The following is a 25,580-nucleotide window of genomic DNA, read 5'->3' on the forward strand; positions in this document are numbered from 1 at the left end:
GGGTGTTAATTAATGGATGTATTGCCATTACGGAAAGATGTACCAGTGGAACATACATGGGATTTAACAGATTTACTTGAAAATGACGCGGATTTTGAGCCTGTTTTAGCGCAGCTTGTGGAGGATGCAAAAAATTTTGAACGTACGTATCAAGGTACAATTACGGATGCCCAAAAGGTAATTGATGTTTTAACAGCTTATGAAGCACTATATGAAAGCATAGTTCCAATCGGTACTTATGCAAGCTTAAATAATCAAGCTGATCATACAGATAATGAAGCCCAAATGCGTGCTTCAAAATATGGTACGGCAATCGGAAAAATAAGTAGTACATTTTCTTTCGTACGCAGTGAATTACTAGCATTAGATGAGTCTATTTTAGAGGAAGCTGCTAAATTAAACCCTAATTATAAAGTCTATTTAGAGGAATTATTAAAACAAAAGCCTCACCAGCTACATCCAGAGGTAGAAAAAGCACTAGCTGCATTTAGCTCTACTTTTGATGCACCATATGAAACGTATAATACGACAAAGCTTGTAGATATGCATTTTGGAGAGTTTGAAGCCAATGGCGAAAAACATCCACTTAGTTTTGTATTATACGAAAATGACTGGGAGTTTGACGCTGATACAAAAGTACGTCATGCTGCATTCCAAGCATTTTCGAATAAATTACGCGATTATCAGCACACAACTGCAAAAATTTATAACACACATATTCAACAGGAAAAAACAATGGCTGATTTACGAGGTTTTGATTCTGTCATTGACTATTTATTATTTGATCAAGATGTTGATCGTACGCTTTATAATCGTCAAATTGATCTGATTACGAAAGAGCTTGCACCACATATGCGCCGTTACGCAAAGCTTATTCAACAAGCAAATGGCATTGAAAAAATGACATTTGCTGATTTAAAGATCGCACTTGATCCAGACTATGATCCGAAATTAACAATGGCTGAAGCAAAAGAATATGTTGAAAAAGCATTAGATGTTATGGGTGAAGATTACAAAGAGATGATCGAAAAGGCGTTTAACGAACGCTGGATTGATTATGCACCAAACAAAGGAAAATCGACAGGGGCATTCTGTTCAAGTCCATATGGTAGTCATCCATATATTTTAATGTCTTGGAATGAACGTATGAATGAGGTATTCACTTTAATTCATGAGCTAGGCCACGCAGGTCATTTTGCGAATGCGCATGCCCATCAATCATATTTTAACAGTCGTCCTTCGTTATACTTCATCGAGGCGCCATCGACAATGAATGAAATGCTGCTAGCCAATTATTTATTAACCCATAACGATGATCTTCGCTTCAAACGTTGGGTAATTTCAAATATTGTGTCCAAAACGTATTATCATAACTTCGTCACACACTTACTAGAGGCAGCTTATCAACGAAAAGTATATGAATTAATCGACGCTGGAGAAGCTGTGAATGCTACCGTTTTAAATCAATTAAAACGCTCCGTATTAGAAGATTTCTGGGGTGACACTGTCGATATTACTGAGGGAGCCGAGCTTACTTGGATGCGTCAACCACACTATTATATGGGCCTATATCCATACACTTATAGTGCAGGCTTAACGATCTCTACACAAGTATCTCAGCGTATATTAAAAGAAGGCAGTACAGCTGTTGATGAATGGTTAACAGTCCTTCAAGCAGGAGGTACGAAATCACCTGTAGAGCTAGCTCAAATGGCGGGTGTCGATGTTACAACCGACCAGCCGCTTCGAGATACGATAGCTTACATTGGTCACCTTATTGATGAGCTTGAACGTTTAACGACAGAAATGGAAGCTATCAAAAGCTAAACAAAGCGAGAACCGTCTATGCAATTTCTAACGCGTAGATGGTTTTCTTTTTTAGTTCTAAGCAGGAAAATACGTGCATATACTAGAATCAGGGCGTCCCTCTACATTTTTTGATATTTCTAAATAGACAATCATTTTTCTTCATACAAATGTACCGTTATTATTAAATGTATGCAATTTATTTAGCAAAATTCGACTAACAATTTTCAAAGGAAGTGTATCTAATTATGGTAAAACGTAATGATCCATGCCCATGCGGTAGCGGCAAAAAATATAAAAAATGTTGTGAAGGTAAACAGCAGGTTACAGTAGAAGCTGTAGCAATCGAAGAATTAGAGCGTGTACTACAAACATTTTACCTAGAATATCCAGAACGCAAAGATGTTCGTGCCTATATAGAGCATGTAGGTACATGGCAACCTAAATTAGAGAGCGTACTACAAAGAGAGCTGATTGAGGCGATCGCGTTAGACGACTTCTTCTTCCATCAAGATCCATCTATTTGGAAAGGTTACTTAAAGAAAACAAAGAAAAAAGCGGTACGACCTTCTACTTTAAAAGTGTTAGAAGGCTGGTCACAACCACATCTATTTATTGGTTCCGTGTCAGTTGTAGAAGAAAAATATTTCAAGGCTACACATGTGTTAACAAATGAAGAAATTTATATTCGTCGTGAAAATGACAAACCAATCCCTGAAGGTATGCATGTCTTTGCATTCATCTTACCAGATGGTACAAAAAAATCAGAGCATTATTTAGCTGTTTCAACACTTATCTTCTTCCCTGAAGATCATGCAAAGGTATTTGAGCAATTTAAGAAAAATTTTGAGGCCTCTGAGAAAAAGGTTGGTGCATTCTTAAAAGAAGAGCATTTATCCTTCTGGGAGCTACTTGTATCAAACGGTTATAAAGGCGAAGAATTCACGAACTTTGAGAGCAATGTAATCACACAAGTTAAAGATTTCCTTGAGCAAAATGATCGTGATACAGCTCCTATGTTAGAGCTTTTAGAGGACTATTTAATTGAAGGACAACCCTCTGCGCGTAAAGAGTCTGCCATTGCTGCCGGTGCAATTCGATATGGTCAAGAAAAAGAACTATTCGAGCCACTATCAATGACAGTAAAAGAAATTGCAGCGACGTTCGATATTTCAGCTTCTTCTCTCACAAAATATTATCAAGACTTAAGTAACTATGTTGCTACTAAATAATGCTTAAAATAGAAATGCGCCATACACTCTCAGATTTTAGAGCGTACGGCGCATTTTAATATAAATAGAAAAAAGCTACATTTGTTAAGGCAATGAGCCAAACAACAAAGTAGCTTTTTCTATGGTAACCAACCAATACTATTTTTTCCGAACATATTGTTATTTATGCATCAAATTTAGTAAATATGATTATTTATTGAGTAAAAATGAAACTTTTATCATTAAGCTTTACTTTATTTAAACATAGTCCGTTTAGTACCTATGATTGCATGGCCATAAGACATTTCTGAAATACGTAAAAACATCATTTACTATACACCTTCAAGAGCTCTTCACCGAGAAATTGTAGTCTCTCCCCTACAGAGCAAGCTTCAATACAGAAACGGTGAGCTCCAGGTTTACCACGCTCTTTTCGTAATTGCTTTATCACTAAGCAATCAGCACAATACGTATCATGTAGTTCATCAATATCTTTCATAACCGTCACTTTATCCAATTTGAACTCTCGCTCCTTTCACGTCCAAATTTCGCTTCTTACTATTATGAAGTGAACATTTTTAACAAGCAACTATTTTGTTTATCCATATTTAACTTCTTTCAGCAAGTGTCCAAACACCCGCTGAAATGAGGAACTCAGTCTAAGAACGCCACGTCTACGTCCTGTGGCAATTTATCTGTGCGAAAGCGAAGCGACAGCAACATGGTTTTATCTGTGCGAAAGCGAAGCGACAGCAACATGGTTTTATCTGTGCGAAAGCGAAGCGACAGCAACAACAACACACGACTGAGTGACCAACATCAAGTTGGCCCAAAACCGATTCTGGACGCATTTATGCCGAGGCATAATTGATCTCATTAACTAAGATGTTGTGAAAAAACATTATTGATGTACAATTAAAGTAAAATTTAAGTCAAAAAGTAGGGATTTTATGTTAGAAGTATACATTGATGCTGCTAGTGCAGGAAATCCTGGCCCTAGTGGTATTGGAATATTTATTAAAGGAGAAGGCCATCATATACAAATCAGTGAGTATATAGGGCAAGCCAATAACCACATTGCCGAGTTTACTGCCTTAGTACGCGGACTTGAAGAAGCACTGAAGCTTGATTCTAACCTTGTCTCAGTCCGCTCTGATTCAAAAATTGTTGTAGCATCTATGGAAAAAGAATATGTGAAAAATGAGGAATTTAAACCTTATCTTGAGCAAGCACTAACACTTGCAAGCAGCTTCGATTTATTTTTCATCAAATGGATTCCAGATACGCAAAATAAAGCTGCAGATGCACTTGCCCGTAAAGCAATTCAAAAAGAAAAAAAATAAACTACAGGGACCGTCCCTTGCCTTCAACCAAGAGTCGGTCTCCTACCTTCATCCGACTACAATTTATTCAGATACTTAATATCCCCCATTATTTTATTTTTATCATCTCCGTTTTCTTACATAAACAGATAATAATCAATGAATGCTATACTATATGCTCAATACCCTAAAGACTGCCCCAAAGGAGTAGCCAATCCCCAGCCAATCAACTTTTATACATGGCATACATTTAACAAATGTCATCCCCTACTTTTAATGATGAGCAATAAAGCAAGCTATTCCCCATTTGTTATCAGAACAATTTGTATCCTTAATGTTATTTTATTGACATACTATTGTAATATTTCAATGTTAATATCATTTATATATTAAGTTTTAAATTTTTTAGGAGGATACATATTATGAAAAAGAATAAAAAGTATAGATGGGGATTAAAATTAGCTACCTTGGCTTTAAGTTCATCTGTACTTTTTTCAACAATTGACACAGCATCAGCGGCAACTTACACAGTAAAATCTGGCGATTCTTTATGGAAAATTGCCAATCAGTACGGTGTTTCTTATCAAACATTGATGCAATGGAATAACTTATCTTCTTCAACAATTCGCGTTGGACAAAAGTTAAACCTCAATACACCATCTACATCTAAACCTAAACCTACAGTTAACATAGTACAAGTTGCTAAACAACAATTAGGCGTAAAATACACATTTGGTGGAAACAAACCGAGTACAGGTTTTGATTGCTCAGGCTATGTTACTTACGTTTTTAATAATGCTGGTATTTCGACAGGTCGTAAGTCAGCAGCAGGTTTTTACAATACAGCTAAAAAAGTAAGTTCACCTCAAGTAGGCGATTTAGTATTTTTCGCTAATACATATATAGCCGGTATCTCACATGTGGGCATTTATCTTGGAAATAATCAAATGATTAGCGCAAGTGATGTTGGTGTTAGTATCGCTAACATCAATAGCACTTATTGGAAAAAGTATTTTGCTGGATATGGTCGTTTATAGTGAAAAAACAGTTGGGATGTCCCAACTGTTTTTTTACTTTACCCTTATACATGTGCTACTTTTTTTGATTTTATTTTTGCTAATCGTACTAAATAAATGATAAAGACAATAACTAATAAGCCTGCTCCAGTTAGATAAACAGAAGCATAGCCCGCTTGCACTGCCACCATTCCTAAAATATAAGAGCCAAGCGCAATGCCAATGTCAAACATCGTAAAATACGTTGCTGTTGCATAACCACTTCGTGTATGTGACGTAGACTGTACAGCTAATGCTTGTAAGCTTGTAGTTACTGCTCCGTAGCCAAATCCAATAAAGATGGCTGCAAATAAAAATAATGCTGGCCCTGAGACAAATGCGAGCATAACAAGACCGATTGCAAAGAATATAATACCAGGTAAAATAACAAATTGCGGTCCTTTTGTATCATAAAGTTTACCTGTATATGGACGTGTAATAAGCATTGCTGCTGCAAAAACTGCATAAAATAGACTCGCAACAGCCATTAAACCTTTTTGCTGTGCGTACACCGATAAAAACGATAGAACACTCGCATATGAAAAAGCTACTAAACTAGCAATAGCTGCTACCGGAAGTGCACGACGTTCAAATAAATCATCAAATTTAAACGTCAATTTACCTTGATGTTCAGGCTTGGGTAAATCATCAGTATTCATCGTTACAGCTAGGATGCCTCCTGCTAATATACAAATACTCATAACAATAAATAGTACATTGAAGCTACTATATTGAATAAGCAGTAAACCGATAAATGGCCCAATAACTACTGCTAAGTTAGTAGACATTGTGAAATAGCCTAGACCTGCACCTTTACGATTGGCTGGTACAATATCCGCTGCTAAAGAGCCAGCTGCCGTTGTAATAATACTAAAGAATATCCCTTGAATAAAACGTAATCCTAGTAAAAGTCCAAAAGGATGAATGAATAAATATAAAACTGTACATAAAAAATAGCCGATAATTGAAATAACTAAAAGCTTTTTCTTCCCATAAACTTCTAATAGTTTACCTGAAAAGGGACGAACGATAATGGCCGATAATAAAAATCCTGACAGTAACAATCCCGCTTCCTTGTCAGTTTGGTGTAGCTCACCAATCGCATAAAGTGGTAAAGTCGTCACCAACCCATAGAAAACAAAAAATACCGAAATATTTGTTAAAAAGAGACTAATAAATCGCTTCGTCCATATTTTTGTATTCCCCTCTTGCTGCATGTCAATCAACCTTTCATTTTTTCCAATAAAATCATAAATTGCTGCTGTTCCTCGACAGTTAATGCCCCCACCATTTCTTCCTCAAAAGCTAAAATGGTTTTAGTAATAGCAGGCAAATGTTTCTCTGCATATGGTGATAAGGTAACGATTTTTTCCCGTTTATCTTCACCATCAATTCTAAGCACCCAACCTAATGTCTCGAGTCGGGTAATTGCTCTTGTTATACTCGGTGCCTCAACGTTTAAATACTTCCAGATTTGCGTTAATGTCATTGGCCCATGATTATGTAAGCAATATAAAATAGTCCATTGAGAGCTATATAAATTGTGCTGTTTCAGTACTTCATTTAAACAATTCGTTAAATAGCGACTTTTTTGGAATAAAGCATGAAATAAAGGATTCATGTTAGCGACCTCCTGAATTTATTATTTATTTACCTAGCTAAATAAATACTATACGCTTCATTTTTTTCGATGTAAAGTTTGAAGTTTTGATGAAGCATTTAGTCGCGATCATTCAAAGTCGTCAGGCATTTTTTCAATCAGCAATCTTCATGCGGTTATCAGCGATTCTCCTGGCTTTATCAGCGATTTCTTCACTTTTATCAGCGATTCTCCTGGCGTTATCAGCGATTTTTTCACTTTTATCAGCGATTCTCCTGGCGTTATCAGCGATTTCTTCACTTTATCAGCGATTCTCCTGGCATTCAAATAAACCAATCGCGGCTGTATGTCACGTAGCTCAAATTTTCGCGACCATTCTAGAGGTACTGAAAGGACGTGTACTAACGGCCTATATTGCCTGCAAACCCGAAGTTCAAGTAGCAGGAGCAGCGTATATCGATGCTAATCTTCATACAGACGGTAATTTAATTAGTGGTCATGCATGGCCAGATTTACCTGGATTAATGCGCGAATTTATTCAGAAACTAGAAAGCTAATGGAAGGAGGATGCCTGAATTTAGGCATCCTCTAATTTTATGAAGCGGCTTCTTGAAATTCAATCTTTACCACTTTATTCGTATTCGTTACATATTTGATTCTTACATGTACGCCGAATTCCTTATCACTTTGTTTTAGCCAAAGCTTAAATTTCTCGATAGTGGAATCTCCATTAACCTCGCTCCCCTCATGCAAATAATCGAGGATTTTAGCTTGAGGATATTTTGCCTGTGCCTCTTTTATCACTACTTTTCCCCATTGCGCATGAGCTGGTATTTCTTGTTGAGCATAAGCAATTGTTGAGTTGCGTACAGCAAACAATACAAGAAAAATTCCTAGTATTACACAAAATTTTCTCAAGTGTATCAACCTTTCATATTCTTTTGGCATAAAGTCGCCAAAACAGCAAAAAATAAGAGCTCCTTAAGTATTTCTCAATCTTCTTAAGGAGCAGCTTTTCGTTATTTTTTACTGGATTGTTTTGGTTGTTGAGGATTGTTATGAATTACTTGATTAAATTCTGCAGAGTATTCTTCATGATCATTTCTTTTATGTGTATCTTCCTTCTTTTTCTTTTTAAAGCTTGTTTTCCCTTTCTTTGCCATTATTTAGACCTCCAATATTTTGGTTATTTGTTTTTGTTGGATTGTTGATGTTTCTTATGATTCGTTTTATTATCTTTATTTTTGGCTTTCGCATCAAATTCCGCTGCGAATTCTTCATTTAGATTGTCATTCGGGTTATTGTTATTACTATTTGATTTATCGAGGTCTATTTTTTTATAGGTATCAAAAGGATTATGCGTTCTAACATTCATTGTTTTATTGTTATTTTTGTTGTTTCCATTGGTGTTTCTATTGCCCACGGATATTCACCTCCTACATGTAATGTGCTCAGGATAGAAGGTTTTATGCTTTGGGGATTACTACAGACATTACTAAAACTTTTGCAGTATAAAAAAATGTACATCACTAATATTAATTAGTAATGTACATTGTATTTAGACAATCGTATATTCAGTTATATTTAACAAAGCACCGACTGCACCTGAAAAACCGTGGTCATTTATAAAGACAGGTGTATGCTTTTTCGTACGTGTATAATTGGCAATAACACGTGCAAGATGATCATTATTACTTAAAGTTGAACCGATATAAACGATATGCTGCGCATTTTTCTCTTCAGCATATTGAATACTAAGTGTAGTAATAACTTCACCAACAAGCCCTTGTACAGTTGCAATAATATCTTCTGTTGGATGTTTGACTGACTCTGTAATACCAACTTTACCAAAATTACTAGCTGTCAAATGCCCATCAATAGGTGTGTCCATCCCTTGGTAAATATCCTTTACAAGTAAATCAATTTCTTCTCGATTACCTTTAGAGGCTAATCCTCTTATTTCATTATAATCCGTGATTCCAGTTGTAAGCGCTGACAATCCAATCAATGTTCCTCCGCCAACCCCTGTCCCACCAACACGAATATGTGTATTATCTTCCATATAATGAATTGAAGTACCAGTACCAATATTAGTAATCATACTTCGTTTGAAGAGGTAGCCCTCTTTCTGCAACAAATATCGAACGCCCTTCAATGTGGCTTCAAACTCTACTATATAATGAATCGATTTCATTGTTTTAATGACATCAAGTAATTGTTCGGTACGCCCTCCCGTAACACCAATATCCTCAATATCTGGATGGTTAATTATCCAATTCTTCACAGCTAGCAAATCATTTGACGGGAAAGTTGTTAAAACAAGCTCATTATGTTCATCTAGATAAGCAACCTTTGTCAATGTTCCGCCTGCATCAATACCTATAGCCTTTGGCATACCATTCTCCTTTGAATTTACGTACAATCTCAATTTCAGATGGTGAGATATATACTAGATTTTGCTTTTATTCAAGAGGCGTTTAGAAGCCAGTTGAATAACGTTCATGCCTCCACGATATCACGGATTTTGCAAGGAGTTATTGTTCCAAAATCCGATGTATTGTATTTCAGTATCGAAAGCAAATCAACAGCTTCAATTACTCTAAAAGTGAAGTTGCATTTTGTCCTTCCTAAACTTTAACGCTGTTGAAATAATTGTGCAATAACTTAGCAAACTTTCATGAAAAAAACTCGAATAATATCAAATTCTTTCTATTATTCACGCGATTTCCGTCGCATTTTTATAACTTTAACATTATTCTACTAAAAAACGAAAGAAGTGAAAACCCATTGTTACATTTTCACTACAATAACAATTCTTGCAATTAAGGACTGAATATCCTTCATCAATCACTAATCATTTTGCCATTGCTGCGATCTTCTTGACGCACAACTTTTAATAATTGCAACATTGTTATCTACCCTCTTTTTATTTTTAATCTTTCCCATTCAAAAATAGTTGATTATAAATTGAACAATCTGTTTTATCTTTCTTCACTTTTACGATACGATATACTATAGATGTGTTACCATTTGAACGGAGGAATACAAGTGAAAGATCAAAAAAAACTTTATAAAGAAGCGATGCAAGTTTTAAAGGAAACTAGTCGTACTTTTTATATACCTATTACTTTTTTAAAAAATGATTTAAAATTGTCAGTGGCAGCTGCATATTTAGCAATGCGTGCTATAGATGAAATTGAAGACCACGAAGGGCTTTCTAATGATATAAAATTCGATTTACTAACTGCTACAAGCGAATTATTAAAGGATACATTTAATGCCAAATCTTATGAAGCATTACTAGCTCCATATGCAGATCAGCTACCTGAAGTATCTCTTCGTTTAGCAGATTGGCTAACATTTTGTCCTGAAGGTTCACGTAAAATTGTCCAAGATTCAACGAGTGAAATGGCATTTGGGATGGCAAAATGGGCAAAGGCAAACTGGCAGGTGCATACACGAGAGGATTTAGATGATTATACATACTACGTAGCAGGGCTTGTTGGGACAATGCTGTCTGAGCTTTGGGCGTGGGGTGCAGACATTCAAACAGATCGCGATTTAGCAATTGGCTATGGTCGAGGTCTCCAAGCAGTTAATATTTTACGTAATCAACATGAGGATATGGATGAGCGCGGAGTAAGTTTCGTTCCTGATGGCTGGACACGCGAGGATTTATTTGCTTATGCGGAGGAAAATCTTGCGAAAGCTGATCTTTATATGAAAGATATTAATAAACGAACGGTATTATTATTCTGTCGATTACCACTTGCATTAGCCCACAAAACATTGATGGCGATGCAAAATGGTCGTGAAAAAATGACACGAGCAGAAGTTGAGCAAACGGTCGAAGAGGTACAGGCTGACTGATTGGTGCTTTACATTTCTCAAATAACCCATTAAGATACACAACCAATAAAACCCCTGCATGAGAATTTTCTCGTACAGGGGTTACTTTTTAGGCAGCTCTCACTATATCCATAATTTATATCCCCGTATCAAATGAAAAAACTATTTGAATAAAGCTTATTCAAAATGGAGTTTATCACAAGCGTATTTTTGGTTATCTGTATTCATGAATTACAGTTTTCTGACGGGAACTTGGATTTCAAAAGTGATTTCATTCGGTTTATCCGTAATCGTAATATCGAGATGCATAATTTGTAATGCATCACCAGTAATCTGATAGTTATTTTTGTTAACATAATGAAGTAGTTTTCTTAAACTTTCACTACGACTCGACAGTAATTCTCCATTGTAACGGATACACGCAAATAATCCCCCTGGAATCGTCAATTGATATGTATTTGGAATAACTTCCTTATTCTTTGCGACAATAAAAATTGTAGAAGGTTCTTCAAAACGTCCCAATTTAAGATTCGTCTCTTCGATAATAATGCCCAGTCTATTGGTAGCTAGAATAGGTGTCTTATCTGTAAGCATATTCTCTAAATTCAACACACCATAACAGAGTTCAAAGTTATCATTAATTTTCTCATGCAGGGTAAGTAATCGCCTACTTTTCATTTCACGGAATATGACTTTCTGAAGTTCATTTTCTTTTTCCACCTGTTCCAAGTAGGCGATCTTTTCCCTGATATTTTCTTCCATCTCGTTCAATTCTTTCAGACTTGAAACGAGTTCTTCATGTTTGGTTCTCATAATATCCAATGATTTACTGAAATTACGTTCATTAAGATATTCCTTTATTTCATCTGTAGTCATCCTAAGTTGCCTTAGTTCTTTTATGGTACCTAGAATTTCATATTGGAAAATGGAATAGTATCGATATCCTGAATGAGGATCGATAAATTGTGGCTTGAACAAGTCGATCCGGTCATAGTGGCGTAATGTCTCCGAAGTTAACCCTCGCAGCTTTGCCATTTCACCGATAGTCAGTTTTTCTTTCAATCAGCATACCTCCTACAAAATTTAAGGACTGCTAAAATTTTATAGTAGGAATTTAAAACTCACCAAATCTAAAGTTGGCATACATGCAACAAACTTCAAAAAACAAGTGATAAGCTGTATCCTCAATTATTTTCCTGCCTACTTCAATTTCTTCAAAAATCTATTAGAACCCTTTTACAGGTGGATTGAATTTTCAGCGAGTCCCTAATTCAAAATATGCAATCTTTTCCGACTATTTGTCAAGTGCAATTCCGATCCCCATCTCCGCTATTAAATAAAAGCCCAAGTACAGCTTTCAAGTTTTCATGATAGTTCTTTCTATACTCAGAAGCGCTTCCAAACGGTTAAACAGGTATACTTTACTTCAGTTCAGCAACCATCGTGTTTTGTGTACTATTTTCCTTTTTTGCTAGTCCTCTAGTCTCTTTCTCTTTTAAGACATAGCTGAGTAAATCCAGCATGATGCGAGCCGCTACTTGCTGCGTTATACCGGTAGGATCACAAGGAGGCGCAACTTCGACTAAGTCGAATCCAATCACATCTCCCCGTTTAGCGATACCTTCCAATAATTCGTTTACTTCATCGTAAAGAAGGCCGCCTGGGGAAGGTGTACCAGTCCCCGGTGCGATTGATGGATCCAATCCATCAATATCAATCGTCACATAATATCTTTCTCCTGCTGGGATTTGTTCCAGTACTTCTTCAATTCCCATTTTTCTCATTTGGCGTGGAGATAGGATGACGCTACCATAATCTCTTGCAGCATCAACATCCTCTTTTTTACTACTGCTAATTCCTCGAATACCTAATTGGAATATTTGCTGTACATGATCTAGCTCCGATAAACGGCGGATGCAGTTCCCATGGCCATATCGCATTCCCGAACGATGATCCGCCCAATCCAAATGAGCATCAATTTGAATGACATGAAAAGGACCTAATTCGTTCAGACCTTTTCCAACTGCAGCTGTGATAGAATGATCTCCTCCTAGCACTACTGGCATTGCTCCTTTTGACACAATTTTACGAATCGCTTCTTCTGTATTTTCGTGACATTGCATTAGGTCTCCATGTACCATATCGACATCGCCGCAATCCACTACTTTCCAATCTGGCCCGAGATACGTAATATCATTTTCGATGTCATACGCACCATCTAATCCAAAACTGTAAAGTGTTGAACCTTCCCTGATTCCCCGTGGTCCCATTCTGGCACCTGATTTCCATTGGGTACCCATGTCATTCGGAACCCCAATAACCGCTACATCGGCATCCAGCTGGTCCAAATCTGAACAAATCGGATATTTTCCAAACGTACATATCCCTGTAAATGGTAAATTCAAAAATTGTTTCTCATCGCGACTAACCATATTATTTCCCCCTACTATTCTTGATTCTCACGTTATGTACACAGGAGCCCTCCAGTGTATCGTGAGATGATTAAGATGAATGTTGCATTTTCATCTCATAAGTAATTTGAAACAATTTCAAATAGTCATCTTTCGATAATTTACGAGAATTTGTAATTGTACATAAATGTTTGAATGCCCCTTCAGCAAGGAATTCGAAATCTTCAGGGTCAATATTATCTAAATCTCGGAATTTCGGAATGCCAATTTTATTTGCGAGTTCATGTAGCAATACAACACCTTCTTGAGCAATTTCCTCTACTGTCTTCCCTTCCGCTTTCGCGCCAAGCTTCACAGCAACCGTCGCATGTTTTTCCGGATTGGAAGGAATATTATATTCAAATACATGTGGAAGGAAGATGGAATTTGCCACTCCATGTGGTGTGTCATATAGCCCTCCAAGCGGTTCTGCCATTGCATGCACCGCACCCAGGTCAGCGTGCGTAAATGCCATACCTGCAATCAAACTTCCTACAAGCATATTTTGTCTTGCTTCTAAATTGTTGCCGTTTTCTACAGCGAGTGGAAGATACTTAGCAATAATTTCAATCGCATAGAGACTAAGTGCATCAGAAATCGGTTCAGCAATATTGCTCGTATAAGCTTCGATTGCATGCGTCAATGCATCCATTCCAGTAGCAGCCGTAATTGATTTAGGCAAAGTTAGGGTCAATTCAGGATCTACTATTGCTAGTTTCGGCGCTAATTTTATATCAAGGATTGCTTCTTTTTGTTTAGTGATTGTATCTGTGATGACAGATCCCGTCGTCACCTCACTACCTGTACCCGATGTGGTAGGGATACAAATAAGAGGTGTAATATCGCGCTCCAGCAGATTGAAACCATAGCGATCTTTAAGCTCCCCTTCATGTGTGAAAAGTACCCCAATTGCTTTAGCAGTGTCCATTGAACTTCCACCACCAAGGCCCAATAACAAGTCGATATTTTCGTCTTTGAATTTTTCGTAGGCTTTTACGCAGTCTACATCTTTCGGATTCGGAGTAATTTCATCATAAACAAGGAAAGAAACCCCTTCTTGTTCCAATGAATCTGTTACCCTTTTTAAAATCCCCGTTTGTGCCAGCCCTTTATCCGTAATGATTAGTACTTTATTGCCGCCCAACTCTTTCGCTCTTTTCCCTACATTGTTTACTGTCCCGTTACCAAACTCAATAGAAGTCGGTAAATTAAAATTGAAATCCCAAATCATTAATCATTTCCCCTTCCCTTTTTTCATGACCTTATGTCAGCGAACTTCTTTCACGAGATGTTAATTTTCAAACCAATTCGTTGGACTAACTTCTAAATTGATATTTATTTGCTTCACTTCCGAAAATTCATCCAAACCGAACGTGCCTAACCCACGACCGAGTCCACTTTGCTTATATCCTCCCCATGGAGCTTCGTTGTAAGCAAGATTGTATGCATTAATTGAAGTAATACCTGCTCTAATTTTTTTAATAACGCGTAAAGCTTTAGCCCCATCTTGAGAGAACACTCCAGCTGCAAGACCGTACGGCGTATCATTTGCGAGCTCGATCGCCTCCGCTTCATCTTTGAACTTTTGGACAACTAGCACAGGGCCGAATATTTCTTCTTGAACAATTCTCATGTCAGGCGTTGTATCTACAAAGATTGTCGGCTCAACAAAACAGCCATGCTCAAGCCCACCACTTGTAATCCGTTTACCGCCACAAACTAATTTTGCTCCTTCATCGATGCCGATTTGAATATAATCTAGCACTGAGTTCATATGATCTTCACCGACAAGGGCACCCATTTGAGTCGACGGATCATCACCACGACCTACACGAATTTTTTTCGCTTTACTAATCAAGCTTTCAACGAACTTGTCATGAATGCTTTCTTCAAGAAGTAAACGTGAACCTGAATTACATACTTGGCCCGCATTCACAAATATTCCATAAAGCGCATAATCGACTGCTGTTTCGAAATCTGCGTCAGCGAAGACGATATTCGGCGATTTACCACCTAATTCGAGTGCAACTTTCTTAATATTTCCTGCTGCTGCTTTCATGATTGATCTGCCTACCGTTGTACTGCCAGTAAAGGAAACCATATCGACTTTTTCACTTTCAGCCAATTCATTTCCGACAGTTGAACCTCCTCCAGTCACCAAATTCGCAACACCCGCTGGAATCCCTACTTCTTCAAGAATTTCGAAGAGCTTGAAAGTGGTAATTGGCGTCAACTCTGCTGGCTTGAACACAATCGTATTTCCTGCTGCAAGAGCAGGCGCAATTTTCCAAGCTCCTGTCAATAATGGGAAATTCCAAGGCGCAATCAGACCACATACACCTACAGGCTCACGGACAACAAGCGCTTGTACTGGATCGGCAACTGGATATGTTTGACCGTTTGGTTTTGTGACAAGGCCACCATAATAACGGAAGCAATTCACAGCATCCCCAATATCGAACTCTGCTTCTTTAAGGGGCTTTCCTGTATTCAACATTTCAAGTTCACTCAACTCTGATGCTTTTTCCTCAAGTTTATCTGCAATTTTAAATAAATAGGAGGCTCTTTCGGAAGCCGATAAGTTTGACCATATTCCTGAATCAAATGCATTTCGCGCTGCATCAATGGCATTTCGCGTTTCTTCTACACTTGCTCTCGGAGCCTCTGCAATCACTTCGTTATTCGCTGGATTGATAATATTACGTTTTTCCATGTTCACAGAATCCGACCATTTACCATTAATAAACATTTTCAAATCTAACATTTTCAAGTTTAGCATTCTAAAAACCCCCTAATTTATTATCCATATTTTATTAAATTCATATTTAGCCTCACCTATAAGTGGGAGGAATTGCATGACGTCTCTATTCCGATTAACTGTCAAAGAACTGCATTCCCCAAAATAATCGTTTCGTCATACCATTTTCAAAGTTTACTATCTTTCTTTTTTCCAAAAAAGCTGTTCTCATTTTCGAAATTCAGCCTTTCCGTGAATTACCTCACCCCTTTCAATTGCAGATCCTACCTGCAAAATAACACGAGAATCATTCCATGTAAGCCTTTACATTTTTATGTCTTCTATAAGAACATTTTCAGGAATAATCTCCTTATCGAAACTGAATTCAGGCAATCCCTGTCTGAAAAACTTTGTCATATAAATTAAATACCCAATGCCAATTGCCATCCAGACGCCTCCAAGAATCAATGCATCCAACTCTAAGTGAGACCATAGCCAAAGCGTAAATCCTGCTCCAATTAGTGGCATAACCAGATAACGCATGTATTCGGTGAAAGTAGACCGCTTACGATTCCGAATAAAATAATGAGCAATGACAGACAAGTTAACTGACGCGAAGGCAATAAGTGCTCCAAAGTTAATAAACTTAATGACTTGATCGAGTGTCAGCACGATACCGAGTAATGAAATGAAACCGATTACAATAATTCCTGTTGACGGTGTTTTATAACGGGAATGAATATGGCCAAACACTTTTTTAGGCAGTACGGAATCTCGTCCCATTGCATACAGTACACGGGATGCGCTTGTAGTCGCAGCAACACCGGAAGAGAAATTCCCTAAAATTACTGCTGTCACAAATAAAGATTTGAACAAATTCCCGCCGACCAAATAGACAACTTCCATTGCTGCAGAATCTGGATTTTCAAATGCAAAGCCAGGATGAACCAATTGTGCCAAATAGGATGATCCGATATAGAGGACACCCATTATCAGCAACATGACGATAATCGCTCTTGGTATTGTTTTTTCAGGATTAATTGTTTCTTCAGACAACGTAGTAAGGGAGTCGAAGCCAAGAAAACTGAAACAAAGAATGGACGCTCCTGCCAAAATTACAGGCAAATCAATGTCTGTATTGAACAAAGGTTGAATAGAGAAAAGTGTACCTGCCCCTTCACCTGCCAATAAACTTTTGATGGTCAAAATCCAGAAGATGAAAACAAATACGACTTGTGCAATCACAAAAATCTTACCAGTGGATGCAGTGAACTTAACACCCAAGATACTAGGTATTACAATAGTTGCAGTTAAGAGAATGATCCATAGAGCGTGTGGGACTCCAGGGAACATGGCATGTAAAAAAACAGTAGACATTAAACAAGTGACCATTGGTGTTAACATATAATCCAACATGATTGTCCAACCGATAAGAAACCCAAGTTGTGGATTAATTGATTTTTGTGTGAATGTATAAGCAGAACCGGCAATTGGAAATGCTTTTGCCATCTTTCCATAACTAAATGCAGTAAACATGATTGCGAGAAATGCAATGATATAAGCCCCCATGATGACACCTTGGGAAGTGACGGTTGCGATTCCATAAGTATTGAAGAATACCATTGGGTTATTCCATGCAATCCCTAAAAATACAACTTGAGACAAAGTCAGTGTTCGCATTAATGTTTGTCGTTCTATAATAACTCCCCCATCCGTTGACATAATTAGAATCTTCTGAAGATTCTTTTTTATTAATATTGAATATAAAGGTTTTTGTTACACAAAGGTCAATAGCTAGATTAAGATTTTCTGTAATGAAAAAACATCCATAGGAATATCGTAAAATGCATTAATTTGGACACTGTAAGTAAGAACTCTTTCGAGATAAAGCAACATATACGACGAAGGTTGCTTTTATAAGCATCACTGTTGACAGCAAAAAACTCTCCAAAAAAATCCTCATAAATGCTCTCTTTTAAGCTTCACTCTCGCTACACAAAAGAATTAATAATTGAAAAAAAATACTCCCCTTAGATAAACAGATTTTTTTATCTGCCTACCTAATGGGGAGCATCTCACTCTCTTAGTGGGTTTCTTTACTTATATTGTATCAATAAACTTAACAATAATTTCATAGCTAAAAAAGACTGAAAGCATTGTTAACAACATAAACACTACCTTTTCAACTTTACTACCTGTTTTTGTAGTAAGTGGTAGACGCACCGCAATAGATACTGGGAAAAAGAGCTTAACACCCTTCTTCGTCCCCATATCAAGAACAACGTGGCTTGCCATCCCTAATAAAATACCTAGTGTAATGGATTCGTAAGGTATAAATGTATGTAGTAGCATCCCAACCAAAAATAAAAAAAGCAAACTATGTGTAAAGGAACGATGTCCAAACAGCGAATTAACAGTTTTTGAAATGATGGGAAACTTCCTCCCGATTTTGCTACCACCATGGCAAATATCTGGAAGTAATGCACCGATAACGCCTGCCCCTACTAAAACAAGCGGATTATCATTAGAAATTTGTGCAAAGGCAAGGCTTGCAGTGATGCCCCCAATAATATGTGTATTCCCTTGCATAATTACTTCCACTCCTAAATGTCTCTATATTTTTATCCTTCTTAATTTAACACAACCCACCCGAAAAGGGAACATATATTCCGAACACACAGTCCCTTTTTTACTATCAAAGACAATTCACTTTTTAATGTCTATCGGTTGGAGATAACTGTTATAAGTTAATAACTCTTATATAAAAACAAAAATATCAGAAACATTTCAGGTTCTTATTGTATATGTAGGATGATTAGAGATAAAAATGTGTAATGGAGGTTATTTATGAAATCTATCAAAGGAATTTTATTTATCATACTAATAATGAGTAGTAGTGCTTTATTGTGGTATTTTGCTACACCTATAGAACCTATCCAAGCAGTTAACAGACTAAGCCATATCATTGGAGGCATGGCCATTACAGGCTTCTTTCTTGTCTTTTTATTAGCAACAAGAATGAAAATTTTTGAGCGTTGGTTTCACGGACTAGAAAATGTTTATTTTTACCATAAATATTTAGCTATATTTTCACTATTATTGGTGATTTTGCATGGGCAATTACAAGATCTGGTCCCCCACTTGGATAAAGTACAAAAAACGTCATTCAGCGAATTTGCAAAAGAACTGGGATCACTTGGCCAATATGGTTTCATAGCACTAATTTTGATTGCGCTTTTGGCTAAATTCCTAAAATATGAGCACTGGCGAATCTTTCATCGGTTATTGCTTATCCCTTATGCATTTGGAATTTATCATGCCTATTTTTCAAGTAGATATGATTTATTACAGCCTACACCTTTAGGAATTTTTACAGCAATAACTGCGACTATTGGATTTATGTCTGCATTATATATGTTGACGATGTATCAGGATATGTTCTTTAAATATAACGGTAACATTACCGGTATCAAAAAATTGGGATCCAATGTTATTGAACTAGAGCTAACACTTGATAAAAAAATACCATATCAATATGGACAATTTATTTTTATAAAGATTTTTCAAGATGGATTAGAAAAGGCGCCTCATCCCTTCTCAATTTCAGGTGGCGATGGAAAAAAAGTATTTATCACTATTAAAGCGCTTGGTGATTTCACAAAAAAAGTATATGATTCAGTCCAACTGAATACAGCAATCACACTTGATGGTCCATATGGTCATTTAAACTTTGAAAATGGGACACAACAACAAGTTTGGATAGCAGGTGGCATAGGCATTACTCCATTTTTATCTTATTTGCAATCACAGCCCGTCAATCGTGATATTGAGTTATTTTACACTTATCATGGTCAAGACAATGCTATCTATAAAGAATTTTTACAGGAGTACGCAAAAATTAATCAACAATTCAGAGTGAACTTTATTGATACTACTCAGATGGACAGGCTTTCATTTGAAAATTTTTCAGTGCCCGCGAATACAGGTATTTTCATGTGTGGCCCTGAAAAAATGCTAAAACATTTTGCCAAGCAATTGAAATCCCGCAATCAAAATATAAGTATTGACTTCGAAGCATTTAAATTTAAGTAATAATGAAGCTTTAATACAATCATTAACAATAGGCAAATCAAAACTCTCTAATTCGAGCAATTTACTTGGAATTTTAAAAACTATATCGTATAGTAATCTCATCATATATAAAGGAGTTTTTTTAACGATGACTACAACAAAAAGTTATTTAAATAAAGTTATGCTAGAACGTAAATCTGTTCGTAAATATGAGGCAAATTATAAAATTCCTCAAGCTGAATTGGAGGAATTACTTATAGAGGCAACAACCGCTCCATCATCAAGCAATTTACAACCTTGGCGCTTTTTAGTAATACAAGATGAGGCAGTAAAAAAAGAACTACGTTTAATTGCTAATAACCAGGAGCAAGTTGAAACTGCGTCTGCCATCATTGCGGTATTAGGCGATACAGAAATGTACAATAATGTAGAGGAAGTCTATACAAAAAACTTCGAGCTTGGCTATATGGATGAAGCAACAAAAAATATGATGATTGAAAATTCATTAAAGATTTATTCAAACCTTCCTAAAGAAGTTCTAAAAAATATAGCTACATTTGATGCAGGCTTAGTTTCTATGCAAATCATGCTTTTAGCGAAAGATATGGGCTATGATACAGTTACAATGGGTGGCTTCAATAAAGAAGCTTTTGCAAAGCGCTTTGAATTAACAGAAAATCTAGTGCCAATTGTCTTAATCGCCATCGGAAAAGCAGCATCTCCAGCTTACGGTTCGTCTCGTTTAGCGCTAAATAACATTGCAAAATTCATTTAATATAGAGACAAAGACTGTACAAAATGTTCGTTTTAGAATAAATATGATACACTAAATATAGAATAAAAAAGACTGGATGCGTCAACATCCAGTCAAAGCAACAATCATGCCGCAACATAGCGGCTGACCAAGTTAAAGTTGTAGAAATAGTTACCTTACTTAGCCGGCGAGGTGGCTATTTCTTTTTATTTTGAGAGACAATAATACTAAGTATCAGAGTAAGTACTGCAATTAGCAAAAGGCTACACTGTACAATCAAACTAAATGCTTCAAATACTGTCATGGCTTATCTTAAGTAAAGTGTATATAACAAGTAATAAACCCTATAAAATCAACTGCATTTTTTATTATATACTTTTAAACATCTAATACGTAATTGAAAAAACTCTACTGCCGATTCAGCCTTAAAAGCCATCCTCTTTTATTAACCATGGAGGATGATTTTTTTATTATCGTATCCCATTCTTGAAGAGAGAAGATTTGAACTAACTCTTGTTAGTAATAAGAAAAAGCTATCCTCAAAGAGATAGCTTTTCTTCAACTAAATCAATTGTTTTTTTTGCTCCTTGTTCAACTAAGGCACCCGTTAGTCGAATAAATCGGAATTAAAAAATATCTGATTCAATTGTCCACTTTAAACGTCTAATCCATTCCTGCTTTACATCTTGTTGTGCATTTTTGACTTTATTTAATACATTCCAAACTTTATATACACAATATGCTTTTAGTTTTTCAGGAGATAATTCAATAGGAGTATTTATTTTATACGCTTCAATAAACAAGGAGTTCAATAAAGGAGCATGTTTAGGATAATGAAGTTTAGTAAACCAGCATACCCAACCAATATCTGTTAATGGATTTGCCCATTCAGACCATTCCCAATCTAAGACGGTAAGGCTATTATTGTCTGTATATAAAACATTGTGCATTCCATAATCCCCATGTGTTAATACCCATTCTTCCTTTGTATCGTTGATTTTTATTAATACCCCTTGTGAAATTTGTTTGAGGTTTTCAGGGACAAAATCTAAGTTTAAGTTTAGGTCTTGTAAATTACATTCCTTTATTCCTTTTGAGACAAAATTATATTTTATGGAGTGGGTACTTTTAGAAAGAGACTCCCCTAAACTTTTATACAAATCTTTGGTTCGTTCTAACTCATTGTTGTCTAAAATAGATTGTCCATTTTTACCTTTTCGGTACTCCATTACAACTAACTGAACATTATCTGTTTCAATAAAATCATAAATTTTCGGAACTACACCTGTTTTTTGAGTGATTTTTAAACAATTGACCTCATTTTTAATATCCTTGTTGAAAGAATTTGCCACTTTAACAACTAAAGGAAGATTCGTTCCATTTAATAAAAATGTTGCATTAGTATATCCCCCAGTTAAACGAACAGGTGTAAAATCACCATATTTATCTTTCAAATACTTTTTTAAAATTTGTTCTATCAAATTAACACTCCCAATCGTTCTTATCCATATATTACTATATAGGTAAAAATAGCCCATCTGAATCATTAAGTTTAACATATCATATTAAACTATCCTGCTCCGTTAGTACAATAAGACAAAAGAGCTGTCTAAAGCAGCTCAATGTTCTTCAAGTAAAGCACCTCGTTACTTTAAGTACATTTTTTCACAATCTATGTATTGCTCAATAAACCCTCTATATTCATCAGATAATTCATTTGGTAAATTATTAATTGAGAAATATTGCATTTTTTCTGACTCGCTATAATCAATCTTCATTTCTCCACTTATATCTTTGGTATAATAAACTGCTGTAACCGAATATAATTCATCACCATTTGGAACTTTGAAGTAATATTCAGAACCAGAGAAGACATTTAGTAATTTTAAGTTTTCAACTACTAATCCCGTTTCTTCAAAAACCTCTCTTTTTGCTACCTCTTCAAAACTTTCTCCTAAATCCATTAAACCACCTGGTAAACCCCAATAACCATCATGCCTTTTTTGCAGTAGTACATCATTTTGTTCATTTAAAATGATGACAACAGAGCCAGGTAAAATAATAGGTCTATGTCCTACATACTGTCGTAAATATTTATAGTATTCCATTTATTACCTCTCCTCTGTGACTGGTTTTCAATAAATTCTATATTTCAACTTACAGTTTGTTTTTTCCTTCTTATTGAGCTAAACTGCTCCGTTAGCAGAAAAAAGAGCCGTCTGTGCAGCTCAATGATCTTCATGTAAAACCTATGTTAGTAAAACTAATTAATTTAGTTGTAGGTCACTCTCTTTTTATTCAACACTAACATCAAAAACAAAAGTTTGTTTTCCTTCAGACCATATTGCATCTGCTTCTTTTCTTAATTCAGAAGTATATCTCTCAAGTTGACGAAAGTCTTTAACACAAACTACATTGATAGGTGTAGGTTTTCGGAGTTGTTGTTTTTTGCTATCCAACCATTTCAACTCCCAACCATGTACTTGATGCTTTTGAAGGTAATCCACTTTTAATAATCGCAACTCGGATATCCTCATGCCCGACAGGTGTACTGTCATATGGGTTTTCTTTGAAAAGGAATTCTCTAAATTGCTGAATATGTCTTGGAGTTATTTCATCATAAATATAAAAATTATGGGTAAGAAAATCCCAATAAATTTTCAAATCCCTACCATTCGCTATTAATGTGTTATCTGCTTTGTTGTCTGATTTTAGTTTTTTCATATATTCATATACTGGATTAACAATTTTCATTTCATCATCTAACAGTAGAGGGAATTTACCATTTTCACCTTCTAATATATGTAGTTCCAATTCTATATCACCACCAACACACAATATATACATATTATGTAATAATGCTTTTATATTAACATTTTATGTATAAATAATGTATCGTATTTCACTAAAAAATATTAGAATATTTAATAAACTATTAAGTATTGTGTATCTCTGGAAAACATCAAATTTTTCCAAAATAAAAATGGTGAAGGTAGATATAAATCCTACTCTCATTCACCATTTTCTTACTACTAGATTATGTCTCTATGATCCTCATACGTGTTAAACACTTTTCACTTAAGATAACATCTGCCTCACCCCCTTTCAAAAGGGAGTTCAGCCGCCACCTGCTTTATGAATTGTTGCTACAGCTAGTCTAACAATTTTACGCAATATATTCTATTGGAAAATCCTCAGAAGATTACTACTTATGTTTTTACCACCAGTATCGTCGGTTAGTTGAAATGCTATTCTCTACATCTATCTCTTAAGAGCATTCGAAATATAGCAACTTACGTAATAGGCTTCATATAAAACTATAGAGGTCCTCTGTACATTAATCTAAGTCTGACAATTTAGCTAACGACTCTTTCAAAAGCTTAAATTCAGACAGTGACAACGTTACACCCTTCCCCATCTTTGTATGGTCCTCTGACCAATCTCTAATATCGTATTTCGGTTCACGATCATTCCAGCTAATTAAATTCAATTCTTTTTTCCAGCCTTTACTACCTTCCGATAATACCGCAAGTGTTTCTATAATTTCGTATTTAATTTCTGCCATATGCATTCCTCCTTAATTGTATCTGTAATTAGAACTATATCTTGAAATAATAGGATTATCAAACATGACAACGCATGAGAAAAAGAAACCGTGATCTCGAATAGTAGACATTTAGTTTTAGTCAGAGTTCTTCTATGTCTTCCGTAATGAAATCAAATTAATTCTTCAACTTATGCACCTTCCTCGGCTCCCACAATGTCGTATATCCGTTCATTATTGAGTAATCATATAAATCCACAAGTTTATTATTTTCATATGTATTAAAATAAGTTGGTTCTCTTACAATTGACACTAAATCATGGTTTCTTTCGAGCATGGACTCTAAAAAAAATCGAGTTGTGATTTTGTCACTTTTATGTAAGTTACAATCATTACAAGCCAGCACTAAATTCCATAAGTTATCACTTTGAACAAAGCTCCACGGAATGAAGTGGTCGACGTGTGTTTTTCGGCGATTAGTTGATAAATCACAGTTACAATAGAAGCATCGATTTTGTTCAAATTGTGTAAGAACTTTGTAAAATGTCTCTAAAGAACTGCGTTTTGAAATTACTTCAATTTTTGAGAGCAAAGCCACTGTACTTGTGACTTCATTCACTTTTTCGAGATATTTGACTAAATGATAATTTGTTAGATTTATTAAAATTCGCTGGTATTTTTTCATGAATTGATAGACAGGACTGTTGAAACGAAAATGTGCATGTTTGATGTCAAATTCATAAAATACCCCTGCTGTATCTCCGTAAAATGAGCCGATCACATTCTGTTTACAGTCACGTTTCACCTCATTGACGATTTTTAGTTGCAAAGATTCTAGAAGCTGATCGAATTGCCATTCTGTAGGGATAGCATTTTCAGTAGCATGTTTCTGCAAAATAGTTTGGGCACGAGCTGGTTTATTTTTATTTGGGGACTGCGCTAACTTATGATGGATTACCAAATTCCAATATATATTTGTGAAAGAATAAAATATTTGATCATAACTGAGTACTAACTTTCCTTCTACATTGTATAAATTTTCAAGCAATGCTTTAAAAAAAACATACTTATAAGAAGTTGAGACCGATGAACGATAGTAAAAATTATTCAGATGTTGCCATATCTGATGTTCGGTAACATATTGTTCACGTATTTCGCCGACCTTTAAATCATGAGACATC

General features: G+C 35.8%; 28 protein-coding genes. 8 read left to right on the top strand and 20 right to left on the bottom strand.

Annotated features, from left to right (window positions below; genetic code table 11):
• Positions 1-12 precede the first annotated feature (12 nt).
• A complete protein-coding gene (gene pepF, locus ACQKNC_RS08630; RefSeq protein WP_427424450.1) occupies positions 13-1,827 on the top strand; it encodes an oligoendopeptidase F in 1,815 nt (604 codons plus the stop codon).
• Between the two features lie 227 nt (positions 1,828-2,054).
• Complete coding sequence (locus ACQKNC_RS08635) at positions 2,055-3,038, top strand: SEC-C domain-containing protein (RefSeq protein ID WP_427424451.1); 984 nt, start codon at positions 2,055-2,057, stop codon at positions 3,036-3,038.
• A 304-nt stretch (positions 3,039-3,342) separates the two neighbouring features.
• On the opposite strand, the gene ACQKNC_RS08640 is transcribed toward ACQKNC_RS08635, so the two are convergent.
• Positions 3,343-3,534: a zinc-finger domain-containing protein gene (locus ACQKNC_RS08640; RefSeq protein ID WP_053482386.1), complete on the bottom strand. Its 192-nt coding sequence runs from the start codon at positions 3,532-3,534 to the stop codon at positions 3,343-3,345.
• A 433-nt stretch (positions 3,535-3,967) separates the two neighbouring features.
• Between ACQKNC_RS08640 and ACQKNC_RS08645 the strand changes: the two genes are divergently transcribed.
• On the top strand, positions 3,968-4,360 hold the full coding sequence (locus ACQKNC_RS08645; RefSeq protein ID WP_427424452.1) for a ribonuclease HI family protein: 393 nt from the start codon (positions 3,968-3,970) through the stop codon (positions 4,358-4,360).
• A 401-nt stretch (positions 4,361-4,761) separates the two neighbouring features.
• On the top strand, positions 4,762-5,376 hold the full coding sequence (locus ACQKNC_RS08650; RefSeq protein ID WP_427424453.1) for an NlpC/P60 family protein: 615 nt from the start codon (positions 4,762-4,764) through the stop codon (positions 5,374-5,376).
• Between the two features lie 44 nt (positions 5,377-5,420).
• Here the strand turns inward: ACQKNC_RS08650 and ACQKNC_RS08655 are convergent, their stop codons facing one another.
• Together ACQKNC_RS08655 and ACQKNC_RS08660 are read right to left on the bottom strand one after the other, a co-directional pair.
• On the bottom strand, positions 5,421-6,611 hold the full coding sequence (locus ACQKNC_RS08655) for an MFS transporter (RefSeq protein WP_427424454.1): 1,191 nt from the start codon (positions 6,609-6,611) through the stop codon (positions 5,421-5,423).
• 5 nt (positions 6,612-6,616) lie between these two features.
• Complete coding sequence (locus ACQKNC_RS08660) at positions 6,617-7,015, bottom strand: MarR family winged helix-turn-helix transcriptional regulator (protein ID WP_427424455.1); 399 nt, start codon at positions 7,013-7,015, stop codon at positions 6,617-6,619.
• 89 nt (positions 7,016-7,104) lie between these two features.
• Here ACQKNC_RS08660 and ACQKNC_RS08665 point away from each other — a divergent pair, with 89 nt between their 5' ends.
• Positions 7,105-7,551 (top strand): DJ-1/PfpI family protein, encoded by a 447-nt coding sequence (locus tag ACQKNC_RS08665; protein WP_427424456.1) that lies wholly within the window; start codon positions 7,105-7,107, stop codon positions 7,549-7,551.
• Positions 7,552-7,588: 37 nt separating this feature from the next.
• Here ACQKNC_RS08665 and ACQKNC_RS08670 read toward each other — a convergent pair whose 3' ends face one another.
• The 4 genes from ACQKNC_RS08670 to coaW all read right to left on the bottom strand — a co-directional run bounded on the left by ACQKNC_RS08670 (position 7,589) and on the right by coaW (position 9,389).
• The gene (locus ACQKNC_RS08670; RefSeq protein ID WP_427424457.1) at positions 7,589-7,912 is read right to left on the bottom strand and encodes a DUF3889 domain-containing protein; all 324 of its coding nucleotides are present in this window, start codon (positions 7,910-7,912) and stop codon (positions 7,589-7,591) included.
• A gap of 101 nt (positions 7,913-8,013) precedes the next feature.
• On the bottom strand, positions 8,014-8,157 hold the full coding sequence (locus tag ACQKNC_RS08675) for a hypothetical protein (protein ID WP_376071703.1): 144 nt from the start codon (positions 8,155-8,157) through the stop codon (positions 8,014-8,016).
• 23 nt (positions 8,158-8,180) lie between these two features.
• Positions 8,181-8,417 (bottom strand): hypothetical protein, encoded by a 237-nt coding sequence (locus tag ACQKNC_RS08680; protein WP_427424458.1) that lies wholly within the window; start codon positions 8,415-8,417, stop codon positions 8,181-8,183.
• Positions 8,418-8,552: 135 nt separating this feature from the next.
• Positions 8,553-9,389, bottom strand: a complete 837-nt coding sequence (coaW, locus tag ACQKNC_RS08685) for a type II pantothenate kinase (RefSeq protein ID WP_427424459.1) — start codon at positions 9,387-9,389, stop codon at positions 8,553-8,555.
• Positions 9,390-10,042: 653 nt separating this feature from the next.
• Between coaW and ACQKNC_RS08690 the strand changes: the two genes are divergently transcribed.
• On the top strand, positions 10,043-10,864 hold the full coding sequence (locus ACQKNC_RS08690; RefSeq protein WP_427424460.1) for a squalene/phytoene synthase family protein: 822 nt from the start codon (positions 10,043-10,045) through the stop codon (positions 10,862-10,864).
• 210 nt (positions 10,865-11,074) lie between these two features.
• Here the strand turns inward: ACQKNC_RS08690 and ACQKNC_RS08695 are convergent, their stop codons facing one another.
• The 6 genes from ACQKNC_RS08695 to ACQKNC_RS08720 all read right to left on the bottom strand — a co-directional run bounded on the left by ACQKNC_RS08695 (position 11,075) and on the right by ACQKNC_RS08720 (position 18,619).
• Positions 11,075-11,905, bottom strand: a complete 831-nt coding sequence (locus ACQKNC_RS08695; protein WP_427424461.1) for a MerR family transcriptional regulator — start codon at positions 11,903-11,905, stop codon at positions 11,075-11,077.
• A gap of 359 nt (positions 11,906-12,264) precedes the next feature.
• Positions 12,265-13,275 carry an agmatinase gene (gene speB / locus ACQKNC_RS08700; RefSeq protein WP_427424462.1) on the bottom strand — a complete coding sequence of 337 codons (1,011 nt, stop codon included), beginning with the start codon at positions 13,273-13,275 and terminating at the stop codon, positions 12,265-12,267.
• A 70-nt stretch (positions 13,276-13,345) separates the two neighbouring features.
• Positions 13,346-14,524 carry an iron-containing alcohol dehydrogenase gene (locus ACQKNC_RS08705; protein ID WP_427424463.1) on the bottom strand — a complete coding sequence of 393 codons (1,179 nt, stop codon included), beginning with the start codon at positions 14,522-14,524 and terminating at the stop codon, positions 13,346-13,348.
• A 60-nt stretch (positions 14,525-14,584) separates the two neighbouring features.
• Entirely contained in the window at positions 14,585-16,057 is a 1,473-nt protein-coding gene (locus ACQKNC_RS08710) for an aldehyde dehydrogenase family protein (RefSeq protein WP_427424670.1), read from the bottom strand.
• Positions 16,058-16,354: 297 nt separating this feature from the next.
• Positions 16,355-17,752 carry an APC family permease gene (locus tag ACQKNC_RS08715; RefSeq protein ID WP_427424464.1) on the bottom strand — a complete coding sequence of 466 codons (1,398 nt, stop codon included), beginning with the start codon at positions 17,750-17,752 and terminating at the stop codon, positions 16,355-16,357.
• Positions 17,753-18,130: 378 nt separating this feature from the next.
• Positions 18,131-18,619, bottom strand: coding sequence for a metal-dependent hydrolase (locus ACQKNC_RS08720; protein WP_427424465.1), 489 nt, complete (start codon positions 18,617-18,619; stop codon positions 18,131-18,133).
• 258 nt (positions 18,620-18,877) lie between these two features.
• Between ACQKNC_RS08720 and ACQKNC_RS08725 the strand changes: the two genes are divergently transcribed.
• Together ACQKNC_RS08725 and ACQKNC_RS08730 are read left to right on the top strand one after the other, a co-directional pair.
• Complete coding sequence (locus tag ACQKNC_RS08725) at positions 18,878-20,122, top strand: ferredoxin reductase family protein (RefSeq protein ID WP_427424466.1); 1,245 nt, start codon at positions 18,878-18,880, stop codon at positions 20,120-20,122.
• A gap of 127 nt (positions 20,123-20,249) precedes the next feature.
• The gene (locus ACQKNC_RS08730; RefSeq protein WP_427424467.1) at positions 20,250-20,876 is read left to right on the top strand and encodes a nitroreductase family protein; all 627 of its coding nucleotides are present in this window, start codon (positions 20,250-20,252) and stop codon (positions 20,874-20,876) included.
• A 175-nt stretch (positions 20,877-21,051) separates the two neighbouring features.
• On the opposite strand, the gene ACQKNC_RS08735 is transcribed toward ACQKNC_RS08730, so the two are convergent.
• From ACQKNC_RS08735 to ACQKNC_RS08765, 7 genes are all read right to left on the bottom strand, one after another.
• Positions 21,052-21,159 carry a putative holin-like toxin gene (locus ACQKNC_RS08735; RefSeq protein WP_427424468.1) on the bottom strand — a complete coding sequence of 36 codons (108 nt, stop codon included), beginning with the start codon at positions 21,157-21,159 and terminating at the stop codon, positions 21,052-21,054.
• 322 nt (positions 21,160-21,481) lie between these two features.
• Complete coding sequence (locus tag ACQKNC_RS08740) at positions 21,482-22,336, bottom strand: phosphotransferase (RefSeq protein ID WP_386831002.1); 855 nt, start codon at positions 22,334-22,336, stop codon at positions 21,482-21,484.
• A 165-nt stretch (positions 22,337-22,501) separates the two neighbouring features.
• Entirely contained in the window at positions 22,502-22,963 is a 462-nt protein-coding gene (locus ACQKNC_RS08745) for an NUDIX hydrolase (RefSeq protein WP_427424469.1), read from the bottom strand.
• 186 nt (positions 22,964-23,149) lie between these two features.
• Complete coding sequence (locus ACQKNC_RS08750) at positions 23,150-23,314, bottom strand: hypothetical protein (protein WP_427424470.1); 165 nt, start codon at positions 23,312-23,314, stop codon at positions 23,150-23,152.
• Entirely contained in the window at positions 23,307-23,669 is a 363-nt protein-coding gene (locus ACQKNC_RS08755; protein WP_427424471.1) for a hypothetical protein, read from the bottom strand. The genes ACQKNC_RS08750 and ACQKNC_RS08755 overlap by 8 nt, the downstream gene beginning before the upstream one ends.
• 523 nt (positions 23,670-24,192) lie before the next feature.
• Positions 24,193-24,420 (bottom strand): YdbC family protein, encoded by a 228-nt coding sequence (locus tag ACQKNC_RS08760; protein ID WP_427424472.1) that lies wholly within the window; start codon positions 24,418-24,420, stop codon positions 24,193-24,195.
• Positions 24,421-24,577: 157 nt separating this feature from the next.
• A complete protein-coding gene (locus ACQKNC_RS08765; protein WP_427424473.1) occupies positions 24,578-25,579 on the bottom strand; it encodes an HNH endonuclease in 1,002 nt (333 codons plus the stop codon).
• Position 25,580 lies beyond the last annotated feature (1 nt).

Source organism: Lysinibacillus sp. NPDC094177, from assembly GCF_050279145.1.
GTDB lineage: Bacteria > Bacillota > Bacilli > Bacillales_A > Planococcaceae > Lysinibacillus.